The sequence below is a fragment of the Atopomonas hussainii genome, assembly GCF_900109735.1.
Lineage (GTDB): Bacteria > Pseudomonadota > Gammaproteobacteria > Pseudomonadales > Pseudomonadaceae > Atopomonas > Atopomonas hussainii.
In genome coordinates this window covers 122,208-142,851 of sequence record NZ_FOAS01000009.1, presented here as the reverse complement: position 1 = coordinate 142,851, position 20,644 = coordinate 122,208, and the positions used below count along the sequence as shown (strand labels likewise).

The following is a 20,644-nucleotide window of genomic DNA, read 5'->3' as shown; positions in this document are numbered from 1 at the left end:
CCAGCTAGTCGAAATGCCGCAGGTTTTGCTCCAAGCGCTGGGCCAGCTCGCGCAGCGCTTGGCCTTGCTGGTCGGTGTCACGCGCGGCGGCCAAGTTGTCGTCGGTGCCTTGCTGAATCTGGTGCATGTTTTGGGTGATTTCTTCGGTGGCCGCCGATTGCTGATGCGCCGCTTCGGCAATCTGCCCGGCCTGCGCGGCCAAGGTGTGCAGCTGGCCGCGCACCTGCTGCAAGGCATCCTGCACTTGCTGGGTTTCACCGCCGAGGCTCTGGCTCTGCTTGGCCGCTTGCAGCATGCCTTGCACGGCCTCTTGCGCCACTTGCTGCAAACGCTGAATGATCTGCGCAATCTCTTCGGTAGAGGTTTGGGTTTTCTGCGCCAAGGTGCGCACCTCGTCGGCCACCACGGCAAACCCACGACCCTGCTCGCCGGCGCGCGCCGCCTCAATCGCCGCGTTAAGCGCCAGCAGGTTGGTCTGCTCGGCAATGCTCTGAATCACCTGCAACACACTGCCAATGTTTTGCGCGCCCTCGGCCAGCGACTTCACCACTTGCTCGCTGTGCTGAATGCCGCTGACCAGCGTGCCTTGCTCATCGAGCATGTGCTGCATGCGCGTTTGCATATGCGCGAAGCTGTCGTTGGCGGTAGTGCAAGACGCCGCGCTGGCAGCGGCGTTCTCGGCGATGCCGCGCACTGTGGCAGCCATTTCGTCGATCGCCACCACCATCTGGTCGAAGGTCTGTTTCTGCCCGGTAGCGCGCTGGCGCGTGGTGCCGGCGGCATCCACCAAGCCATCGCTGCTGGCGCCTAAGCGCACGGTGAGCTGACGCAGCTCGTCAATCAAACTGGCCCAGCGCGCGGCCATCTGCGCCAAACTGGCCATCAGGCTATCGCCGTGCTGATTCTCGGCAGCAAACACGCGCAAATGGCCTTCGCCCAACTGCTGCGCCAAACGGCGCATCTCGGCCGGCTCGGCGCCCAGCGGATTGATCACCGCACGAGTGATGCGCCATGTCGCCACCGCCACCACCACGGCGGCGGCCAGTGCCAGCAGCAGTAAGGTGCGTTGCAGCAAAATCAGCGTGGCAAAGGCCTGCTCGCGGCTAACTTCTTCGACCAACACCCAGTTTTGCTGCCCAAAGCGCGCCGCCTGATAAGCACGCAGTGCCGGTTCGCCATTTAGCCCAAGCTGCTCACTCACCACCGCGCTGCCTTGCAGGGCTTGCTGCAGCGCCACGTCGCTGCGCCAATCCTGTTGCTGCGCAGCGCTAGAACCGAGCCGCCACTGGCCATCGGCGCCGACCCAAAAACTGTTGCCGTCACCGCTGGCGCTGTGCAGCGCGCCGAGCCCGGCTTCGTCGATGCTCAACACCAGCCAAACCAGCAGCTGCCCTTCGTCGCGCACCGGGGCGAGCAAGTACACCGTGCGCTGGCCATCCAGCCACGCTTCGCTCTGCACATCGCTGAGCAGGCTTTGCCCGGCGGCCTTGGCTTGCTGCCACGACTGCGCCAGCGCCGTGCTAGCGCTGGCGAGGTTTTGTTGATAATCCTTGCCGCGCTTGAGGGTGAAAATCACTTGCCCATCGGGGCGCACCAGCTTCATGTCGGCAAAGCCAAACAGGGCAGTAAATTGCTGATAGAACTGGCTGTCGTAATTGGCCGCGCTGATGATGCCGTTGTCATCCATGCCCTCGTAATTGCTCTCTAAATTACGCGTGAGCATTTCTAGCTGAGCCAGCCACGCCTGTTGCTGGCGCTCCAGCTGCTGCACTTTGAGCGCCGCCAGTTGCTCCATACGCTGCACGGTTTGGGTCTTTAAGCGCTCGCCCACCTGCGCGGTGACTACCGCCAAGGTGAGCAATAACGGCACCACGCCGACCAGCACAAAACTGGCGATCAGTCGGTGTTTCAAGCGCATAACCATCTCCCCGGCAGACTTCTTAATTCAGGCCATCCAACAGCGCTATCGGCCAAACGACGCGGCAATTGAGTGCCAGCATTTGCCAAGCCCGCCGCGCTTAGGCAGATTGAACGCTGATTGTTCAATGAGTAAAGCGCATGTCGCACGATGACGACGCCGCCTTCAGCGAAGGCAAACTGATCGAAGCGGTTGAAAACCAACTGCGTGATAACCACCCCAGCTTTGTCCAAGCGGTGCTGAATAAGCTGACCTTAGTCGGCTATGCCCGCGAAGAGTCGCTGCAGATGATGGCCTTGGTCTTGGCCTACTGCATCGAACAGATGCTGCGCGACGAAGCGCCGAGTTTTGACCTAGAAAACTACGAAGCCCACCTGCGCAACCTGCCGGATTTACCGCCCAGCTTCGAAGACTGATTTAGCGCAAGTCAGGCATGGCTTGGCCAGCTACACTCAAGCCAGTACGCCCCCGCCATTAAGGAGTCACCATGGCTTTTACCCAAGAGTTACTGGCTGAAGTGGAACTGCTCGCCCTGTTCGATCTGGATAATCACCAAACCGGCCTCAAGGTGCACCATGATGCGGCCGACAGCACCGTAGCCGCCGCGCAGCGCCTGCACGCCAAAGGGCTGATCAGCCAAGCCGATGGCGGCTATCTGACCAGCCTCGGGCTGGATGCTGCCGAGCACGCGCAAGGCCTGTTGACCATTTTGCGTAGCGCCACGGCCCCTGCTTAATTCGCCGCGCCGGCCAAGGATGGCCGCGTAGCCCAGCCGTAGCCAAAGAACTGTGGTGCTAAAGCCAGAAATCCGCCTTGAAATCGACGAGGGCATCGACCGCAAAACCCTTGCGCAGCTGCGCGAGCGTTTTTTAACCATCAACCGTGGCCGCCTAAGCCGCGCGCAAGAGGCCCTGCCGACGCGCCAGCAACTGGTGCTGCAACTGTTGCCGCTGCTGTTCCACGTTAACCACCCGCTGCTGCCGGGCTATGTCTCGGGCAGTACCCCAGCGGGGCTGTGCCTGTATGAGCCCGATGACAGCGTGCTGCTCGAAGTGGCGCGGCTTACCCGTTCGTTCTCTTACAAGCGCCAGCGCAATGCCCCCACGCCGATCTGGAGCCTGTTCTTAATGGGCAGCGTCGGCACCGTGGCGCATTCCGACCATAGTGATTTGGATATCTGGGTCTGTCACGACCCGGCCTTGCCCGCCGAGGCGCTGGCCGAGCTGTCGCGCAAGTGCGAGCTGCTCACCTTGTGGGCCGCCAGTTTAGGCGCCGAAACCAATTTCTATCTGGTCAACGCGCAGCAGTTTGCCCGTGGCCAGCGCACCAGCGAGTTATCTGCCGAAGACTGCGGCAGCGCGCAGCATTTTCTCTTGCTCGATGAGTTCTACCGCACCGCCGTGCACTTAGGCGGGCGCTACCCGCTGTGGTGGTTGGTGCCGGTGGATGACGAGCTGCGCTACAACGAGTTTTGCCGCACGCTGATCGACAAACGTTTTATCCGCGCCGAAGAAACCATCGACTTCGGCCATCTGGCCTACATTCCGCCGGGCGAGTTTATCGGCGCCGGCATGTGGCAGCTGTTTAAGGGCATTGAGTCGCCGTATAAATCGGTGCTCAAGCTGCTGCTCACTGAGGTTTACGCCAGCGAACACCCCAAGGTGGAGTGCCTCGCGCTGCGCTTTAAGCAGGCGGTGTATGCCGGGCGCTTGGAGCTGGATGAGCTCGACCCCTATGTGATGGTCTATCGGCGGCTGGAGGAATACCTCGCCGCGCCGGCTGAGCGTGATCGCCTAGAGCTGGTGCGCCGCTGCCTGTATTTAAAGATCAACCAAAAACTCAGCCGCAACAGCCGCTATGCCAGTTGGCAGCGCGCCTTGGTGCAGCGCTTAGCTACCCAGTGGCAGTGGTCAGAACGCCAGCTGGCGCTGCTCGATAGCCGCAGCCAGTGGAAGGTGCGGCAGGTGCTGGGCGAGCGCAAACAGCTGGTCAGCGAGCTGACCTACAGCTACCGCTTTCTCTCCCAGTTTGCCCGCCAGCAACAGGCCGAAGTGCAGCTTAATCAACGCGATTTAGGCGTACTGGGCCGCCGCCTGTATGCCGCGTTCGAGCGCAAGGCAGGCAAGATCGAATTCATTAACCCCGGCATCGCCCCAGATTTAGCCGAAGACACCCTGACCTTAGTGCGCCTCGACAGCGAACAATACGCCAACGAGCCGCAGTGGGCTCTGTTCCACGGCATTCTGAGCGCTAACGAAGCCGCCGATTACGCGCCCCTCAAGCGCAGCCGCGACCTGATCAACCTGCTCACTTGGTGCCAACGCAACGGGGTGATCGACGCCAGCACGCGGCTGGCTCTGCATCCGGGGCAAACCGAGCTGAACGACCCGGAGCTAACCAATCTGCTCAACAGCCTGCAGCACAGTTTTCCTCTGCCGTTTACCCCAGTGGTGGAAAGCGCGCTGCTAGAGCCTGCGCGGCCCGTGCAAATATTGTTGCTGGTGAATGTCGGCCGCGACCCGCTCAAGCACATCACCCAACGCAATTTGCAGCTGACCACCGCGCGCACCGACTCGCTGGGGTATTCGGGACTCAAAGAAAACCTCGTGCTGACCTTCGATCAGGTGACCCTAAACAGCTGGAACGAGCTGTTCGTCAGCCGTCACGATGGCCCGCAGGCGCTGCTCGATTGTTTGTCCGATTTGCTCGACAGCATTCCCGCCGGCGCCCCAGCACCGCTGTTAGAAGTGCGCTGCTTTAGCCGCAACCGTGGCCCGGCGATCAGCCAGCGGCTGGAGGAATTATTCCAAGACGCGCTGCAATGCCACTTAAGCGAGCAGCCGCAGCGCTTACTGATCCAAGTGCAGGAGCAGTTCCATTTGCTCGATTGGGCCTATGCCAGCCCGCGCCCGTTTCATCTGCACGATCGCGCCGAGCTGCTCGAAGCGCTTAGCCAGCCTCGCCCACGCTTTAGCCCCATCACCCTCGATCGCCACGCGCTGGAAGATGACGAGCTGCATTTAGTGTTGGAAATGGGCCGCCCCAATTGCGTGCAAGTGTTCTACCGCCGCGAAGAAGAGCTCGGCACCGTGTACGTGCTGGATGAGCACAACAGCCTATGGACCCGGCAGCTGGCCTGTCGCGATGACATCAGCCTGCTGCTGCCGCTGCAGCGCTTTCTGCAGACTGTGCTGTACCGCCGCCTCAATGCGCTGCCGCTGGATGAAATCGCCAGCCCGCCGGAGGTGCTGTATTACGAGATGCTGCCCGCGCCGCCGCTGAAAGCGCAGCGCCTAGAGCGGCGCAATGCGCCGCCGAGTCAGTCGCTGACGCCGTTTTATCAAGTGCAGGCGCTGGTCGAACCACACCCGGCCAGTGGCCGCGAACATATCACCCTGTTCTGCGACGATCGCGAATTTTCCGAGCTAGAATATCGCAGCAAGGTTTACCAAGCGGCGGCTCAACACATTCTGCGCCAGCGCCAAAACGGTGAGCGTTACCCCTGCCACCTGACCGACCTTGACCTGTCGCGGCTGTTTAGCGAAGCCGAAACGCAAACCGTGCATTACCTGCGCTACAAGCGCGACATTGAAGACACCCTCAACAAAGCCTTGCAGCGAGCGTAGCGATGGCATGGATGACCTTGGGCCTAGCCGCCCTCCTCAGTGGCTGGTTGTATTGGCGCTGGCGCCGTCAGCAACAGCTGAAGCTGATTAATCAGTACCCACTGCCCAGCCAGCTATGCAAAGCGCTGCACAAGCGCTACCCACACTTACAAGAAGCCCAATTGCAGCTGGCGCAAGACGGCCTGCGGCAGTTTTGGCGGCTCTGCCATCAAGCCGGGCAGCGCCAAGTGGCCATGCCCTCGCAAGCGGTGGATGTGCTGTGGCACGAATTTATTTTGCACACCCGCAGTTATCAGCAATTTTGCCAGCGCGCCTTTGGCCGCTTTTTGCACCACACACCGGCCGAAGCCATGCACAGCCAACGCCAAGCGCAAGAAGGCATCCGCCGCGCGTGGCGCTTGGCCTGTGCCGATGAAAAGCTCAACCGTAAAACTCCCACGCGCTTGCCTCTGCTGTTTGCGCTGGACGCCCTGCTGGTGATTCCCGATGGTTTTAGCTATCAGCTGAACTGCCAACCCGGCACGCAAGATTACTGCGCCAGCCATATTGGCTGCGGCAGTTGTGCCAGCGGTTGTGGCGGCGATAGCAGTTGCAGCGGTGGGGGCTGCGGTGGCGATTAAGCGCCTCGCGCTATTCGGGCTGCTATTTAGCCTGTGCAGCAAAGCACTGGCAGCCCCGCCCATTGCCATTGGCGCGGAAGACGATTGGTACCCGTTCACCGGCACTCACCAACAACAGCTGCAAGGCCTTTCGGTCGAGTTGGTTGAAGCAGCGTTTGCCGCCAGTAACACGCCGATCACCTTTAAGGTGTATCCCTATGCCCGCTGCATGCACTTGGCGCGCCTCGGCAAACTGGCTGGCTGTTTTAACACCGCTGCCGACGCCAGCTTGAGCAAAGACTTCGCGTTTTCTGCCGAGCCGTTATTTAGCGCGCCGATTGTGCTCTGGCAGCACAAAGACGACCCCCGCCAACCGCGGCATTTAAGCGACTTGGCCAAGCAACAAGTGGCCGTGACTTTGGGCTACGAATACGGCCCCTTGTTTGATCAATACCCCGACATACATCGCATACCCGTACGCAAAGACCTATACGGCTTACGCATGCTCGCTAACCAGCGGGTGGACTACAGCGTGGCGTATTTAGGCACCACGCTGGCACTGTTTGAGCGTTATCCCAAGCTGCAAAAACACGTACGCGCCAGCCTTGTGGTAGCCACGCCCACCCTGCACTTATCCTTCTCGCGGCAGCACCCACAAGGTCCCGAGGCCAAACGCCAGTTCGATGCTGGGTTAAAACAACTGCGCTTGAGCGGCCAATACCAGCAGATCATCGCCCGCTGGCAACGCTTTCTGCCTACCGAGCCCGCTGCCCCCGACCTGTTGCCTTAAGCCTGCTGAGCATCATTCACTGGCGCCTGCGAATGCTGCAGGGCATAGGCGTAGCAGCCCGCCAAGCTGTGGTTGTCGCTAAAGCTGGCGTAACTGGCGGCAAACTCCACCGCTTGGCCATGGTGCTGATAGCGCCAATCGCCACACACCGCCGTGGGGGTTTGCGGCACTAAGTCGCTGTCATTGACCAAGCGAAAGGCATGCAAGCAGTGCTGATCCAGCCAAGCAGCGAAGGCCGGATTACCCACGCGCGGGCCGCCAAAGCTGTAGTAATCCAAGCTGCGTTGCGGCCAACGCTGGCGTAAATCGGCCAAAGCCAACGCCGCCAACGCACCGCCTAAGCTATGCCCACACAGCACCAGCGGGGTTTGCACCGGGTAGCGCTCCAGCGCCTTAAGCAAACTGGCTTGCACCGCCTGATACAGCTTAAGAAAACCGTGGTGCACTTTGCCGCCGGGAATATCCCACGGGCAGTTCACTTGCCGCGCTTCTAGGTCATCCAACCAGTCTTCGGCGCTGCAGGTGCCGCGCAGCACGACAAACACTTTGGCGCCGCCTTCTTGCACGGTAAAGCCAAACGGCTCGCTGTCATCCAAAAGGCCCAGCACGCGCTCGTTAGCCCACAAGGGAGCAGAAAAATGCCAGCCCAAATCCGTCGGCGCTTGCCAGTTGAAATCTTCGGCGTGGCGCGGCTTCCCTTGCTCGCACCACTGCTGGTATTGACCATAGGCCTGCTGCAACCAGCGCAGCGCAAAACGTGCCTTACCCGGCTCAAAATGCGGCGGATAGAACAAGGGCAATCCAGACATAGCCACCTCCGTCGAGAGTCTCTAGCGCAGATGGTGCTGAGCAGCCTGCGCTGACAAAAAAGCCGCGCTTTCCCGTCGCGGCTTGTTTAAGACTAAGTTTAGGCAATGACAGATTTTTTGCCGTCCGCCGCTGGCAATTTTTAGCGCAGTGGCGCGTCACCGTGCCGCGCTGTGAGGTCATCCTGCCCTGTCGCCAAGCGCAAAATCTGCGCGTAGGGCGCTTCCTTGAGCACTTGCGCTAAACAGCCGGGCTTGTTGGTGATGATCGCATCGACACCGGCATCCAGCGCGTTACGCATCGACTGCGGGCGATCCACCGTCCAGAAGAAACTCTTGCGGATTTGCCCCAGCGCATCGCGACGGCTGGTCAGCGCTTGCAGCCACGGCATCCAGTGCGGCATGGGCTTGAAGATGTCGTACACCACCGCGCCCACGCCAATAAAGGTCGCGCCGGTGGCTTCCACTTGCTGCACCCAGCTGGCCGGCGTGAGGTCGCCGTAGTCTTCTAGATACGAATCAAACACGCAGGGGTACAAGGGCGCTTCACCGGCGGCCAAGGTGGCATAGAAGGCCGCGGCGGTATTGCCCGGCACCGACATCACCACCTGCTGCGGGGCAATGCCCACGGCCAGCAGGCGCTCGACCAAACGCTTGGCGTAAGTGGCTGGGGCAATGGCTTTGTCTTGCTTGCAATCGAGCATCACCATGGCCAAGGCGCCGCTATCCAGTAACTGCTTGAGCTGCTGCAGGTAGGCATCGAAGTCGCGGTAGTGGGTATAGGCCAAATCGCCGATGTGGTAGACGTAAAAACCCACGTCATCGCCCAACTCCTTAGGGGTTAAATCGCACTCGATGGCATTGGCGCCGGCGGCCACGCTCTCGCGCACTTTGGCTTGGGTGCTGCAACGGTGGGCGATGTTGTAGAAGGGGCGCGGGCTGTCGAGCGGGGTCACGCTGACCATGCCGGTCCACAGATCCGCTTGGGCGGCGAAGTACAGCTCGAACTCTACGCCACGGCTGTCACCGTGCAGGGTTACCTCGAGCAAGGCGCGTTGATAACCGCCGGCGTGTTTATCGGCAATGTCTTCGGCATACAAGGGCTGGCGGGCCAGCAAGCTACCGCCTTGCCACGCGCGCAGCTCACCGAGTAATTGCCCCGGTGCGCTTTTGTGCCACAGCTGAAACACCACGCCGTAACGGCCTTGTGGCAAGTCCACGGCGGCGGTGCGGAGAAAACTCCCGGCCGGGGTGCCGCGATCGTGAGTCCAGTTCTTAATCCATTCGGGGCTAATCGAGCGCGACAAGCGGCCAATGGCATGGCTTTGGCCTTGTTCCGGCAACCAGCTGGTCAGCGCCGGACGCACGCTGGCGGCCTGCGCGGGCAGCGCTAACGCGCTAAGTACGGGGGATGCTGCAAACCATTGCAGCAGGTGACGACGTTGCATGACGACCTCCTTAGAGCACGCAAAAGAGGCACGCTAATGCAAAGGCGTCGCATTTCAAACAAGCGTTCGACCGGCAAAATGCCAGCTTTATTACTCAACCCGCGCCAGCCGTGGGCTGGCGACAAAGCCTAACTTTGGTTTGGCGATAAAAACGCAGAAAAGCCCGATCTAGAGCGGCTGCTTTGGCACGCGCCGCTTGGCGTCTTGAAGGATTTGTTCGCGCCGCGCGTTGCTGGCTTGCGACCACTCGCGGATTTCCGCCAAGGTGCGCCCACAGCCTAGGCACACCTCCTGCTCATCCAAACAACAGCGCCGCACACAGGGGCTGGCCGGCGCTGGGCGCGGCGTATCAGAGCTCGGCAAAATCGAGCTGCTCGCCGGTTTGCTCTTCCACCACGCGGGTTAACAGCTCGCCAAGCGCTTCATCACTGGCGGGGCAATACCAACGCGCCGCGTCGGCGTCGTAATTAAGGTGAAAACCGCCGCTACGCGCCGCTACCCACAGCTGACCGAGCGCTTCTTGGCGGCTCAAGATCACTTGCGAGCGATTAGCAAAGCGCAGGGTCAGCACGCCGCCGGAGTTTTCCACATCGACATCCAGATCGCTGTCGTCCAGCACGTCTTCCACGGCGTTTTGCGCAGCATCGATCAGGTCATGAAATTCGGCGCTATTTAGGGCCATGGCAACTACTCCTCAAGGTTGCAGATTGGCGGAAGCTGGCGACGGTACTCCGCAGGGGTCTGTCCCGTCCAGCGACGAAAAGCGCGGGTTAGCGAGCCGCTTTCGCTAAAGCCGACCAAGAAGGCAATCTCGGCCAGCTCCAGCGCGGGGTCGCGCAGGTAATGCAAGGCCAGCTGCTGGCGGGTCTCATCCAAGAGTTGCGAAAAGCTTAGCCCCACTTCGGCCAACCGGCGCTGCAAGGTGCGCACGCTTAAGTGCAGCTCGGCGGCCAGCCATTCCAAACTGACGCTGTCTTGCGGCAACTGCTGAGCCAGCCGCTGGCGCGCTTGATCGAGCACGTTGTCGCCTTGGCGTAGGCCCTGCAATAAGCGCTCGGCATAGGCGTCGAGCATGCGCCGCACTTGCGAATCCGCCTGCCCCAAGGGCGTGGCCAAGATGCGCTTGGGGAACACCAAGGCGTTATCGGCCTGGGCAAAGCTCAGCGGGCAACGAAAGATACGTTCGTGCTCGCCGGTGTCATCCGGCGCGGCATGCTGAAAACGCACGGCAGTGGGCGCCTCTTGCACGCCGCTGATCCAATAACCAAAGGTCAGCCAGCTCGCTAAGGTTTCTTCGCAGACTTGCGCGCGCTGCTGCGGTAAATGCGGCACCCAGGTCAGCGCCACCTGCGCTTCACCGTCATGCGCGGGTTCGTCTTGCAGCAGAATGCGGCCTAAGTTGCCAACCAACTCGGCATAGCGCGCTTGACGGTGCAACGCATCGGCCACCGTGGCGCAGCTCATCACCAAATAACCCAGCACGCCGTAGTAGCCGGGGCGAATCGCCTCGCCCAAGTGCAAGCCTAAGTGCGCGTCGCCGGTCAGCTGCACGGCACGGCCGAGCAAGTCCAGATAACGACTGGCGGCGATGCGCTGTTCGCGCTGCGCCAACAGCTCAACCGACAGCCCTGCCTCGCGCAAAAACGCGCTGCTGTCGTGGCCTTCTCGGCTTAGGTAATCGACCAGCCCTTGGACATACGCCACCGACACGGTACTGGCAAAGGCCGCAGGTTCACTCATCAGGCAACATCCTCTGGGCGCTGCTGCGCCTCTACTTATCGCTGCGGCACATCCTAACCCGCACCGCCTGGCAAGCCCAGCCGCCGCGCGCGTAGGCAATGCGCGGCCTGCACGGGTATACTGCGGGCATTTTTCCGCTTGAAGAAAAGGATCGTCCCCATGAAGCGTCTGCCCCTGCTGGCCTTGATCTTCGCTGTATTGCTCGCCGGTTGCGGCCAAAAAGGCCCGCTGTATCTGCCGGATGACGAAAAAGCTGCCAAAGAGCACGACAAAGACGTTTACGAGCTGTAAGGGGACCGCCATGCAAGCCTTTACCCGCCAGGGCAACGTATTACACGCCGAAGGCGTGGCCCTGACGGCGATTGCCGCGCAGTTCGGCACGCCCACCTATGTTTATTCCCGCGCACACATTGAAGCCAGCTTCCGCGCTTATACCCAAGCGCTAGAAGGCTGCGAGCATCTGGTGTGCTTCGCAGTAAAAGCCAACTCCAACTTAGCCGTGCTGAATGTGCTGGCGCAGTTGGGCGCAGGTTTCGACATCGTCTCGCGTGGCGAGTTGGAGCGCGTGCTGGCCGCCGGCGGCCAAGCCAGCAAGATTGTCTTCTCCGGCGTGGGCAAAAGCCGCGACGACATGCGCCGCGCCCTCGAAGTGGGCGTGCACTGTTTTAACGTCGAGTCCGACGTTGAGCTGGAGCGCCTGCAAGAAGTCGCCGCTGAGCTGGGCGTTAAAGCGCCGGTATCGCTGCGGGTTAACCCGGATGTGAACCCCAAGACCCACCCGTATATCTCCACGGGCTTGAAAGAGAACAAGTTCGGCATCGACATCGAGCAAGCGCCGGCCGTGTATCTGCGCGCCGCCAGCCTGCCGAATATCGACGTGCAAGGCGTGGACTGCCACATCGGCTCGCAGCTGACTGAGATCGAGCCATTCCTCGACGCCCTCGACCGCTTGCTGGCCTTAATCGACACCTTGGCCGCGCAAGGCGTGACCATCCACCACCTCGATTTAGGTGGCGGTTTGGGCGTGCAGTACCGCGACGAGCAGCCGCCGCTGGCCGGCGACTATGTGCAAGCGGTGCGCGAGCGCATTGCTGGGCGTAACCTCAAGCTGGTGTTCGAGCCGGGCCGCTCGATTGTCGCCAACGCCGGCGTGCTGCTCACTCAAGTAGAATTCTTAAAGCACACCGCGCACAAAGACTTCGCCATCATTGATGCGGCGATGAACGACCTGATCCGCCCCGCGCTGTACCAAGCGTGGATGGACGTGCAGCCGGTGACCCCGCGTGACGGCGAGCTGCGCAACTACGACTTGGTCGGCCCGATCTGCGAAACCGGCGACTTCTTGGCTAAAAACCGCGACCTGTGTCTGGCCGAAGGCGACTTGCTGGCGGTGTGCTCGGCCGGCGCCTACGGTTTTGTCATGAGCTCAAACTACAACACCCGTGGCCGCGCCGCCGAGGTGATGGTGGATGGCAGCAACGCACACTTAGTGCGCGAGCGCGAAACGCTGCAATCCCTGTTCGCCGGGGAACGCCTGCTGCCGGCGGAGTAACTCATGCTGCTGAAATTCACCAAGATGCACGGGCTAGGCAACGACTTCATGGTCATCGACCTGGTCAGCCAGCACGCGCAGATCAAGCCCGCTCAGGTTAAGCAGTGGGCCGACCGGCATTTTGGCATCGGCTTCGACCAGCTGCTGATCGTCGAGCCGCCGGGCGACCCGAGTGTCGATTTCCGCTACCGCATCTTCAATGCCGACGGCAGCGAAGTAGAACAGTGCGGCAACGGCGCACGTTGTTTCGCACGTTTTGTGAGCGACAAACGCCTGACTACCAAGAAACGCATCCGCGTCGAAACCAAGAGCGGCGTGATCGAGCTGAACTTGCAGCAAGATCGCCAAGTCAGCGTCGACATGGGCGCGCCGATCCTTGAGCCGCTACGCGTGCCTTTTGACGCACCTAGCGAGGCCATCACGTATCCGCTGGAAGTGCGCGACGAAACCGTGCAGCTGGCTGCCGTGTCGATGGGCAACCCGCACGCTGTGCTGATCGTTAGCGATGTAGCCAGCGCGCCGGTTGAGCGCTTGGGCCCAGCGATTGAGCATCACCCGCGTTTTCCCAATCGGGTCAATGTCGGCTTTTTGCAGGTCGTCGATGCGCACAACGCCAAACTGCGCGTGTGGGAGCGCGGCGCTGGGGAAACCCTCGCCTGCGGTACTGGCGCGTGCGCGGCAGCGGTGGCGGGCATTCGCCAAGGCTTGCTGCAATCGCCGGTGCAGATCACCCTGCCAGGCGGCACCCTGACCCTTGAGTGGGCAGGCCCCGGTCACTCCGTTATGATGACCGGACCCGCTAGCCGAGTTTACGAAGGGCAAATCCGCCTATGAGCGAGCCGCAGGACCACGCCATCAGCGCTGAACAAGTCGCCGCTTACCTGCGCGACCACCCGGCGTTTTTTGTTGAGCACGACGAGCTGATCCCCGAGCTGCTGATTCCGCATCAGCCGGGCGAAGCGGTATCACTGGTCGAGCGGCAGGTCAAACTGCTGCGCGAGCGCAACATCGACATGCGCCATCGCCTGTCGCATTTGATGGACGTGGCCCGCGACAACGATCGCCTGTTCGATAAAACCCGCCGTTTAGTGCTCGGCCTGTTGGATGCCAACAGCCTCGAAGACGTGGTCAGCACAGTGGAAGACAGTCTGCGCCAAGAGTTTCAGGTGCCGTTTGTCAGCCTAATTCTGTTCAGCGACAACCCGCAAAGCGTCGGCCGCTGGGTGTCGAGCGCCGAAGCGCACCAGCAAATCGGCAGCCTACTGAGTGCCGGCAAAACCACCAGCGGCGTGTTGCGCCCAGCTGAGCTGAGCTTCTTATTCCCCGCCGAGCCACGTGGGCAGATTGGCTCTGCGGCGGTCGCCAGCCTCAGCCATCAAGGCCTGCACGGCGTATTAGCGATTGGCAGCCCCGACGCCAACCACTACAAGAGCAGCATGGGCACGCTGTTTTTAGGTTATGTGGCCGAGGTACTGAGCCGCGTGCTGCCGCGCTTCGCCAAACCGCTACGTTCCGCCCGCTAGCCATGCTGCAAACCACGCTGGACCGCTACCTGCGCCAACTGCGCGAGGTGCGCCAGCTGTCGCCGCAAAGCTTAAACGCCTATCAGCGCGACTTAGATACCTTCTGCGCCTTCTTAACCGCTCGGCAGATCGACGACTTTGCCAGCGTGCACAGCCAAGACATTCGCGCCCTGCTCGCCCAACGCCACGGCGAAGGCTTAAGCCCGCGCAGCTTGGCGCGGCTACTATCGGCCATTCGCGGCCTGTTCAGCTATTTGATTCGCGAGCAAGCGCTGCCCGCTGACCCTACCGCCGGCGTGCGCCCACCCAAGCAAGGCCGCAAGCTGCCCAAGGTGCTCGACGCCGACCGCATGCAGCAGCTGCTCGACACACCGACTTGCGAAGACAACCCGTTTCTCGCCGCTCGCGACCAAGCCATGCTGGAGCTGTTTTATTCCTCCGGCCTGCGCTTAAGCGAGCTAGCCAGCGTGCACTGTGCCCAGCTGGACTTACCCGCAGGCCTGATGCGCGTAATCGGCAAAGGCAACAAAGAACGCGAAGTGCCGGTGGGTAGCGTGGCGCGCGAGGCGATTCGCGCTTGGCTTGGCGAACGTGCCAGTTGTGCGAGGCCCGATAGCCCGTGGCTGTTTATCAGCCAACAAGGCCAACCGCTGACCCCGCGCGCCATTCAGCTGCGCATTCGCCGCGCTGGCAGCACGCGCCTCGGCCAGCCGCTGCACCCACACATGCTGCGCCACTCGTTTGCCAGCCATCTGTTGGAAAGCTCCGGCGATTTACGCGCCGTGCAAGAGCTACTCGGCCACGCCGACATCAGCACCACGCAGATTTACACCCACTTAGATTTTCAGCACTTGGCCAAGGTGTACGACCAAGCGCACCCGCGAGCGAAACGTAAATGAGCCGTATTGAGCTGGTCTGCTTCGACCTCGACGACACCCTTTGGCCGATTCACGACACCATGCGCGCCGCCGAAAAGCACCTGCGCGAATGGCTCGGCCGTGAGGCGCCGCTACTCGGCCAACCGCAGCTGGACGACTGGCTAGCGTGGCGTCAGCACGTGCTCAGCGGCAATCCACAGCTGCAATATCAACTCAGCGAGCTACGTCGCCGCGTGCTGCAGCACGGCCTGCAAGCCGCCGGCTATGCCGAGCGTGAGGCCGGCGAACTGGCCGAAGGCGGTTTTCAGGCGTTTCTCGACGCACGCCATCAGCTGACTTTATTCGGCGATGCCCTGCCGACCTTAGAAGCGCTAAAAGCCGATTACCGCTTGGCGGTGCTGTCTAACGGCAATGCCGATTTGCGCCGCTTGGGGCTGGATCATCATTTTGAGGTGATTCTAAGCGCCGACGGCTTAGGCATCGGCAAACCGCATGCGGCGGCGTTTGATGCGGTATTAAACCGCGCTGGGCTGACTGCCGAACGCTGCGTGCACATTGGCGATCACTTAAGCGACGACGTTGCCGGCGCCAAGCAAGCAGGGCTGGCGGCCATTTGGTTTAACCCCGAGCGCAAACCCTTCACCGGCAGCCACGCCGCCGATGCAGAGGTGCAGCGCTTAAGCGAACTACCCTCGGCCATCGCCAAGCTGTAAAAACAACGAACCCGCCATATGGCGGGTTCGTTGTTTAATGCGCGGGTTAAATCGGCCGGCTGCCGTACTTCACCGCCGGCTTTTTCGGCGGATCAGCGCTGACATCATCGCCAACCACTTCCACCTTGCCGCCTTTGGCTAAGAAGGCTTCGATCTGTGCCTGCAGGGCATCCCGCTCGCGGTTTTTCGCGGCTAAGGAGTGATCGCCTTCGTCGTCAGCGTCGCTGGATTTCTTTTTCTTCTTGCTGGCACGCGGCGCACCATCGCCGTCGTCGCCATCGTCACCTTCGTAGTCGTCGGCGCCATCGACACCATCGTCGTCATCAAGGCTATCGTCATCGCCGTCTTCCAGCTCGGTGTCATCCTGTTCGATATCGTCGTCGCTCATGCCTTTTACCTCTGTCACTGGGTACTGCTGTTTGCTGTATATAGACCGTCAGAGCGCATGTGCAAGTCTGATCGGCGGATTAATTAGTCGTTACCTTGTAGCGTCAGCACCACACGCCGGCTACCGCCATGCACACGATGCTCGCCTAAATAAATGCCCTGCCAGGTGCCTAGCGCGAGGCGTCCTTGGTTTATCGGCAGCTGGAGGCTGCAACCTAAGAGCGAACTTAATACATGCGCGGGCATGTCGTCGGCGCCTTCGTAAGTGTGCTGAAAATACGCTGTGTCATCGGGCACTAAGCGGCTAAAAAAGCGGCTGAAATCGCCACGCACCAGTGGGTCGGCATTTTCATTCACGGTGAGCGAGGCCGAAGTGTGCTGCAGCCACAGGTGCAGCAAGCCGACCTGCACGGGCGCCATCTCCGCCAGTGCTTGGGCGATCTCATCGGTAATCAGGTGAAAGCCGCGCTCACGCGGGCGCAGGCTTAAGGTTCGCTGTTGCCACATAGCAAAATCAGGTGTTGTCGTTGGCCGGCATTGTATTCATCTACACAGCGCTGAAAAGACAGCCTGCCGACTTTTTCTTCTGCCCAAACGCAACAAAGGGCGCCGAAGCGCCCTTTGTGTACTCGTAGCTCACCGCTTATTTGCGAGTGAACTCCGGGTAGGCTTCCATACCGCACTCGGCCAAGTCAGCGCCTTCGTACTCTTCTTCTTCAGAGATACGCAGGCCGATGATCAGCTTGATGATGAACCAGGTCACCAGGCTAGCACCGAATACCCAAGCGAAGATCACGCCGATACCAAGCAGCTGAGCGCCCAGAGTGGCGTCGCCATTGGTCAGTACCACAGCCAGCAGGCCCCAGATACCTACCACGCCGTGTACGGAGATAGCACCGACCGGATCGTCGATCTTCAGCTTATCCATACCCAGGATGGAGAACACCACCAGCACGCCGCCTACGCCACCGATCAGGGTTGCTTGCAGGGCAGTCGGAGTCAGCGGCTCAGCAGTGATCGCTACCAGACCAGCCAGAGCACCGTTCAGGGCCATGGTCAGGTCGGCCTTGCCGAACATGATGCGGGCAATTGCCAGCGCGGCAATCAGGCCACCGGCAGCAGCCATGTTGGTGTTAACGAAGATGTTGGCAACGGCGTTAGCGTTGTCGATGTCGCTCATCTTCAGCTGCGAACCACCGTTGAAGCCGAACCAGCCCATCCACAGGATGAACGTACCCAGCGTAGCCATCGGCAGGTTAGCACCCGGAATCGCGTTCACTTGGCCGTTAGCACCGTACTTGCCCTTACGAGCGCCCAGCAGCAGCACGCCAGCCAGAGCAGCCGAAGCACCGGCCATGTGCACCACGCCAGAACCGGCGAAGTCGAGGAAGCCCTGAGCGTTCAGGAAGCCCGAACCCCACTTCCAGAAACCCTGGATCGGGTAGATGAAGCCAGTCATCACGACGGCGAAGGCCAAGAAAGCCCACAGCTTCATACGCTCAGCCACAGCACCGGAAACGATCGACATCGCAGTGGCAACGAACACCACCTGGAAGAAGAAGTCCGAACGGCTGGAGTAGTAAGGCGCGTCATCGCCACCGCCCAATACGGCGTCAGCGGTGTTTTCGTCGCCAATCAGGAAGCCCAAGCTCGGCAGGATGCCGCCTTCTGGGCTGGAATACATGATGTGGTAACCCACCACCATGTACATCACACAGGCTACTGCGTAGAGCGCAATGTTCTTGGTGAGGATTTCGGTGGTGTTCTTCGAACGCACCAGACCAGCTTCAAGCATGGCGAAACCCGCAGCCATCCACATGACCAGGGCGCCACAGACGAGAAAGTAAAACGTATCAAACGCATACTGCATCGGAATCACAGCAGTGTTTTCCATCGCGGAGTACCTCTTGCGTTGCGCGTTAAGCGCTTCGTTAAGGCATCAGCAGAGCTGACGCCGCTCCCAAAAATGAGTGGGGTAAATCCCCATTTCCACGCTTCGAAAGCGGCTATCCGGTGACTGCAGGCTGCAAGGGGCTTAGCCCTGCGACATGCGCAGAGTCAGCGGTGCTCCCGGGGCGTGGAGGTATTACGTTGTGTTGGCGCGGATCAGATCGCGTCGTTACCGGTTTCGCCGGTACGAATACGAATGGCCTGCTCCAGATTGACCACGAAAATCTTGCCGTCACCGATCTTGCCGGTGTTAGCCGCTTTGGTGATGGCTTCAATAACGCGATCCAGCTGGGCGTCGTCGACGGCAACGTCGATCTTCACCTTGGGCAGGAAATCAACAACATACTCGGCGCCACGGTACAGCTCGGTGTGGCCCTTCTGGCGACCGAAACCCTTTACTTCGGTCACGGTGATGCCTTGCACACCGATTTCCGACAGGGATTCACGCACGTCGTCCAGCTTGAAAGGCTTGATGATGGCAGTGACTAGCTTCATGAACATTCTCCCGTTTTTAGTTGACCCGCCCCGGATTAACCGAGCACAAGTCTAAGCGCTGCAACAGCTTCTTGTAACGCGCTACCCTGCTCTTTAGCGGGGCTAGGTCAGGCATATGTGCCAAGCAAGGGCGAAATCTGCGCTTCGCCTCGTTGGGCACCACCCCATTGGGGCCGCCGTGCCATAGACAATGCAGATACCTTGCCAATTTATGACCAAGCGCTTAAGCGCGGCATTTCGCCAGCTTTCGCCGCCCATCAACGCAACTTACAGCCGCATATCGCACCAAAATCGCGCACCATAATTTTTCACCGCGCACCATAACTGCACATTTTTTGTTCAAAGCCCACGACACAGCCCTGCGCAAGCTGCGTGCTACACTCGCCGCAGATTTTTGAGGATTTCCCCATGCTGCCACCTAAAGCCGTTATCGACCTGCTCAGCTCGCAAGCTGCGCGCCTGTTCGCACAAGCGCAAAGCGAAGGCCCCAGCGAACTAGAAAAGCAGCTCAAAGCCTTGCTGCAAAGCGCTTTCAGCAAGCTCGATTTAGTCAGCCGCGAAGAGTTCGATGGGCAAATGGCAGTACTGGCGCGCACCCGCAGCCGCCTCGAAGCCTTAGAAGCCAAAGTGGCCGAACTGGAACAGCAGCTCAGCCCGCCTAACGACAACGCCTGACCTCAGGCTGGCACGATCAAGGAGCGATCATGTCACTGGCCCACAGCCACAGCCGCGCCCAATTGGGCGTGCATGCACCAGCGGTGAGCGTTGAAGTGCACCTCGCCAACGGTCTACCAGCACTGAGCTTGGTCGGCCTGCCGGAAACCGCCGTCAGGGAAAGCAAAGACCGCGTGCGTAGCGCCCTGCAAAGCTGCGGCTTCGAGTTTCCGCAAAAGCGCATCACGATTAACTTAGCGCCCGCCGACTTACCTAAAGACGGCGGGCGTTTTGATTTGGCGATTGCCTTGGGCCTACTCGCCGCCAGCGGGCAGATCCCCGCGCAGTGCTTAGACAACTACGAATGTATCGGCGAGCTGGCGCTGTCGGGCGAGCTACGCCCCGTGCGCGGCGTATTGCCTGCCGCCTTGGCCGCGCGCGATGCGGGGCGCGCCCTGTTGGTGCCCAGCGCCAACGCCGCCGAAGCGGCACTGGCACGCGGCTTAACCATTATCGCCGCCGAGCACTTGCTCGCCCTCACCGCGCACTTAAGCGGTGCACAGCCGCTGGAGCCCTACAGCGGCAAAACGCTAGAGCCCAGCCCGCAAGCGCACTTGGAGCTGGCCGATGTGCAAGGCCAGCAACAAGCTAAGCGCGCGCTGATTATCGCCGCCAGTGGCCGCCACAACCTGCTGTTTAGCGGCCCGCCGGGCACCGGCAAAACCCTGCTGGCCAGCCGTTTACCGGCGCTGTTGCCGCCACTGTCGGAGCAACAAGCGCTGGAAGTCGCCGCGCTGCACTCGTTAAACAGCAGCGCCAGCCTAAGCCACTGGCCGAGTCGGCCGTTTCGTCAGCCGCACCATACCGCCTCCGCGGCGGCACTGGTCGGTGGAGGTAGCTCGCCGCAACCGGGCGAAATCAGCTTGGCCCATCACGGTGTGCTGTTTTTGGATGAGCTGCCGGAGTTCGACCGCAAAGTGCTGGAGGTTTTACGCGAGCCACTGGAAAGCGGCGCGATTGAAATCGCTCGCGCCCGCGAAAAGGTGCGTTACCCCGCGCGCTTTCAGCTGATTGCGGCGATGAACCCCTGCCCGTGCGGCTATCACGGCGACCCCAGCGGCCAGTGTCGTTGCTCGCCGGAGCAAATCCAGCGCTACAAACTTAAGCTGTCTGGCCCGCTGCTGGATCGCATCGACTTGCACTTAAACGTGCCGCGCGAGCCCCATAGCCCGCTGGCCACAACGCCCGGAACACCCAGCAGCGCCGAAGCCAGCGCACAGATAGCCGCCGCTTGGCAGCGCCAGCTGGCTCGCCAAGGCAAGGCCAATGCCGAGTTAAGCCTGCAAGAGCTGCAACAACACTGTGCACTGCATGAAGAAGACCGCGCCTGGTTCGAGGCCGCCTGCCAGCGTTTGAACTTAAGCCTGCGCGCCAGTCATCGCTGCTTGAAAGTAGCGCGCACACTGGCCGACTTAGCCGCTGCCGAGCAGATTCAGCGCGCCATGCTGGCCGAGGCCTTGCAGTACCGCCTCAGCCACGAATAAGCCGTTAATCACGTGCGCCGC

The 20,644-nt window shown here is 60.9% G+C and carries 23 protein-coding genes; 13 read left to right on the top strand and 10 right to left on the bottom strand.

Translation table 11 applies throughout. From position 1 onward, the window contains the following. Positions 1–4: 4 nt before the first annotated feature. Complete coding sequence (locus BMX80_RS10500) at positions 5–1,918, bottom strand: methyl-accepting chemotaxis protein (protein ID WP_074868079.1); 1,914 nt, start codon at positions 1,916–1,918, stop codon at positions 5–7. Positions 1,919–2,058: 140 nt separating this feature from the next. Here BMX80_RS10500 and BMX80_RS10495 point away from each other — a divergent pair, with 140 nt between their 5' ends. The 5 genes from BMX80_RS10495 to BMX80_RS10475 all read left to right on the top strand — a co-directional run bounded on the left by BMX80_RS10495 (position 2,059) and on the right by BMX80_RS10475 (position 6,933). Then, on the top strand, positions 2,059–2,334 hold the full coding sequence (locus BMX80_RS10495) for a hypothetical protein (protein WP_071872280.1): 276 nt from the start codon (positions 2,059–2,061) through the stop codon (positions 2,332–2,334). 71 nt (positions 2,335–2,405) lie between these two features. Beyond that, positions 2,406–2,654, top strand: coding sequence for a TIGR02647 family protein (locus BMX80_RS10490; protein ID WP_071872279.1), 249 nt, complete (start codon positions 2,406–2,408; stop codon positions 2,652–2,654). A gap of 52 nt (positions 2,655–2,706) precedes the next feature. Further along, entirely contained in the window at positions 2,707–5,544 is a 2,838-nt protein-coding gene (locus tag BMX80_RS10485) for a class I adenylate cyclase (RefSeq protein ID WP_074868075.1), read from the top strand. Positions 5,545–5,546: 2 nt separating this feature from the next. Continuing rightward, complete coding sequence (locus BMX80_RS10480) at positions 5,547–6,164, top strand: glycine-rich domain-containing protein (protein ID WP_074868072.1); 618 nt, start codon at positions 5,547–5,549, stop codon at positions 6,162–6,164. After that, a complete protein-coding gene (locus BMX80_RS10475) occupies positions 6,154–6,933 on the top strand; it encodes a substrate-binding periplasmic protein (RefSeq protein ID WP_175474904.1) in 780 nt (259 codons plus the stop codon). The genes BMX80_RS10480 and BMX80_RS10475 overlap by 11 nt, the downstream gene beginning before the upstream one ends. On the opposite strand, the gene BMX80_RS10470 is transcribed toward BMX80_RS10475, so the two are convergent. The 5 genes from BMX80_RS10470 to BMX80_RS10450 form a co-directional block, all read right to left on the bottom strand. Continuing rightward, positions 6,930–7,742 carry a lipase family protein gene (locus BMX80_RS10470; RefSeq protein ID WP_071872276.1) on the bottom strand — a complete coding sequence of 271 codons (813 nt, stop codon included), beginning with the start codon at positions 7,740–7,742 and terminating at the stop codon, positions 6,930–6,932. The two genes, BMX80_RS10475 and BMX80_RS10470, sit on opposite strands and share 4 nt — an antisense overlap. A gap of 140 nt (positions 7,743–7,882) precedes the next feature. Continuing rightward, on the bottom strand, positions 7,883–9,187 hold the full coding sequence (locus BMX80_RS17890) for a PI-PLC domain-containing protein (RefSeq protein WP_074868069.1): 1,305 nt from the start codon (positions 9,185–9,187) through the stop codon (positions 7,883–7,885). A gap of 168 nt (positions 9,188–9,355) precedes the next feature. Beyond that, positions 9,356–9,550: a DUF1289 domain-containing protein gene (locus tag BMX80_RS10460; RefSeq protein ID WP_074868065.1), complete on the bottom strand. Its 195-nt coding sequence runs from the start codon at positions 9,548–9,550 to the stop codon at positions 9,356–9,358. Continuing rightward, complete coding sequence (gene cyaY, locus BMX80_RS10455; RefSeq protein ID WP_074868063.1) at positions 9,537–9,869, bottom strand: iron donor protein CyaY; 333 nt, start codon at positions 9,867–9,869, stop codon at positions 9,537–9,539. Before cyaY ends, BMX80_RS10460 begins: the two co-directional genes overlap by 14 nt. Before the next feature lie 5 nt (positions 9,870–9,874). After that, the gene (locus BMX80_RS10450) at positions 9,875–10,927 is read right to left on the bottom strand and encodes an AraC family transcriptional regulator (protein WP_074868059.1); all 1,053 of its coding nucleotides are present in this window, start codon (positions 10,925–10,927) and stop codon (positions 9,875–9,877) included. Positions 10,928–11,086: 159 nt separating this feature from the next. Here BMX80_RS10450 and lptM point away from each other — a divergent pair, with 159 nt between their 5' ends. Genes lptM through BMX80_RS10420 form a run of 6 tightly spaced genes read left to right on the top strand, consistent with a single transcriptional unit; the run spans position 11,087 to position 15,593 of the window. Continuing rightward, complete coding sequence (lptM, locus tag BMX80_RS10445) at positions 11,087–11,218, top strand: LPS translocon maturation chaperone LptM (RefSeq protein ID WP_071872271.1); 132 nt, start codon at positions 11,087–11,089, stop codon at positions 11,216–11,218. Positions 11,219–11,228: 10 nt separating this feature from the next. Continuing rightward, positions 11,229–12,479 (top strand): diaminopimelate decarboxylase, encoded by a 1,251-nt coding sequence (gene lysA, locus BMX80_RS10440; protein ID WP_074868056.1) that lies wholly within the window; start codon positions 11,229–11,231, stop codon positions 12,477–12,479. A 3-nt stretch (positions 12,480–12,482) separates the two neighbouring features. After that, entirely contained in the window at positions 12,483–13,313 is an 831-nt protein-coding gene (dapF, locus tag BMX80_RS10435; RefSeq protein WP_074868053.1) for a diaminopimelate epimerase, read from the top strand. After that, positions 13,310–14,002 carry a DUF484 family protein gene (locus tag BMX80_RS10430; protein ID WP_074868052.1) on the top strand — a complete coding sequence of 231 codons (693 nt, stop codon included), beginning with the start codon at positions 13,310–13,312 and terminating at the stop codon, positions 14,000–14,002. Before dapF ends, BMX80_RS10430 begins: the two co-directional genes overlap by 4 nt. 5 nt (positions 14,003–14,007) lie before the next feature. Continuing rightward, entirely contained in the window at positions 14,008–14,901 is an 894-nt protein-coding gene (gene xerC, locus BMX80_RS10425; protein ID WP_074868223.1) for a tyrosine recombinase XerC, read from the top strand. After that, on the top strand, positions 14,898–15,593 hold the full coding sequence (locus BMX80_RS10420; protein WP_074868049.1) for an HAD family hydrolase: 696 nt from the start codon (positions 14,898–14,900) through the stop codon (positions 15,591–15,593). The genes xerC and BMX80_RS10420 overlap by 4 nt, the downstream gene beginning before the upstream one ends. Before the next feature lie 46 nt (positions 15,594–15,639). Here BMX80_RS10420 and BMX80_RS10415 read toward each other — a convergent pair whose 3' ends face one another. The 4 genes from BMX80_RS10415 to glnK form a co-directional block, all read right to left on the bottom strand. Next, the gene (locus BMX80_RS10415; RefSeq protein ID WP_074868046.1) at positions 15,640–15,981 is read right to left on the bottom strand and encodes a hypothetical protein; all 342 of its coding nucleotides are present in this window, start codon (positions 15,979–15,981) and stop codon (positions 15,640–15,642) included. A gap of 83 nt (positions 15,982–16,064) precedes the next feature. Beyond that, positions 16,065–16,487, bottom strand: a complete 423-nt coding sequence (locus BMX80_RS10410; protein WP_074868044.1) for a secondary thiamine-phosphate synthase enzyme YjbQ — start codon at positions 16,485–16,487, stop codon at positions 16,065–16,067. Between the two features lie 136 nt (positions 16,488–16,623). After that, positions 16,624–17,874: an ammonium transporter gene (locus tag BMX80_RS10405; protein ID WP_074868041.1), complete on the bottom strand. Its 1,251-nt coding sequence runs from the start codon at positions 17,872–17,874 to the stop codon at positions 16,624–16,626. Between the two features lie 212 nt (positions 17,875–18,086). After that, a complete protein-coding gene (gene glnK, locus BMX80_RS10400) occupies positions 18,087–18,425 on the bottom strand; it encodes a P-II family nitrogen regulator (protein WP_071872263.1) in 339 nt (112 codons plus the stop codon). 408 nt (positions 18,426–18,833) lie between these two features. Here glnK and BMX80_RS10395 point away from each other — a divergent pair, with 408 nt between their 5' ends. Beyond that, a complete protein-coding gene (locus tag BMX80_RS10395) occupies positions 18,834–19,100 on the top strand; it encodes an accessory factor UbiK family protein (protein ID WP_074868038.1) in 267 nt (88 codons plus the stop codon). A gap of 29 nt (positions 19,101–19,129) precedes the next feature. Then, positions 19,130–20,623, top strand: a complete 1,494-nt coding sequence (locus tag BMX80_RS10390) for a YifB family Mg chelatase-like AAA ATPase (protein ID WP_074868036.1) — start codon at positions 19,130–19,132, stop codon at positions 20,621–20,623. Positions 20,624–20,644: the final 21 nt, after the last annotated feature.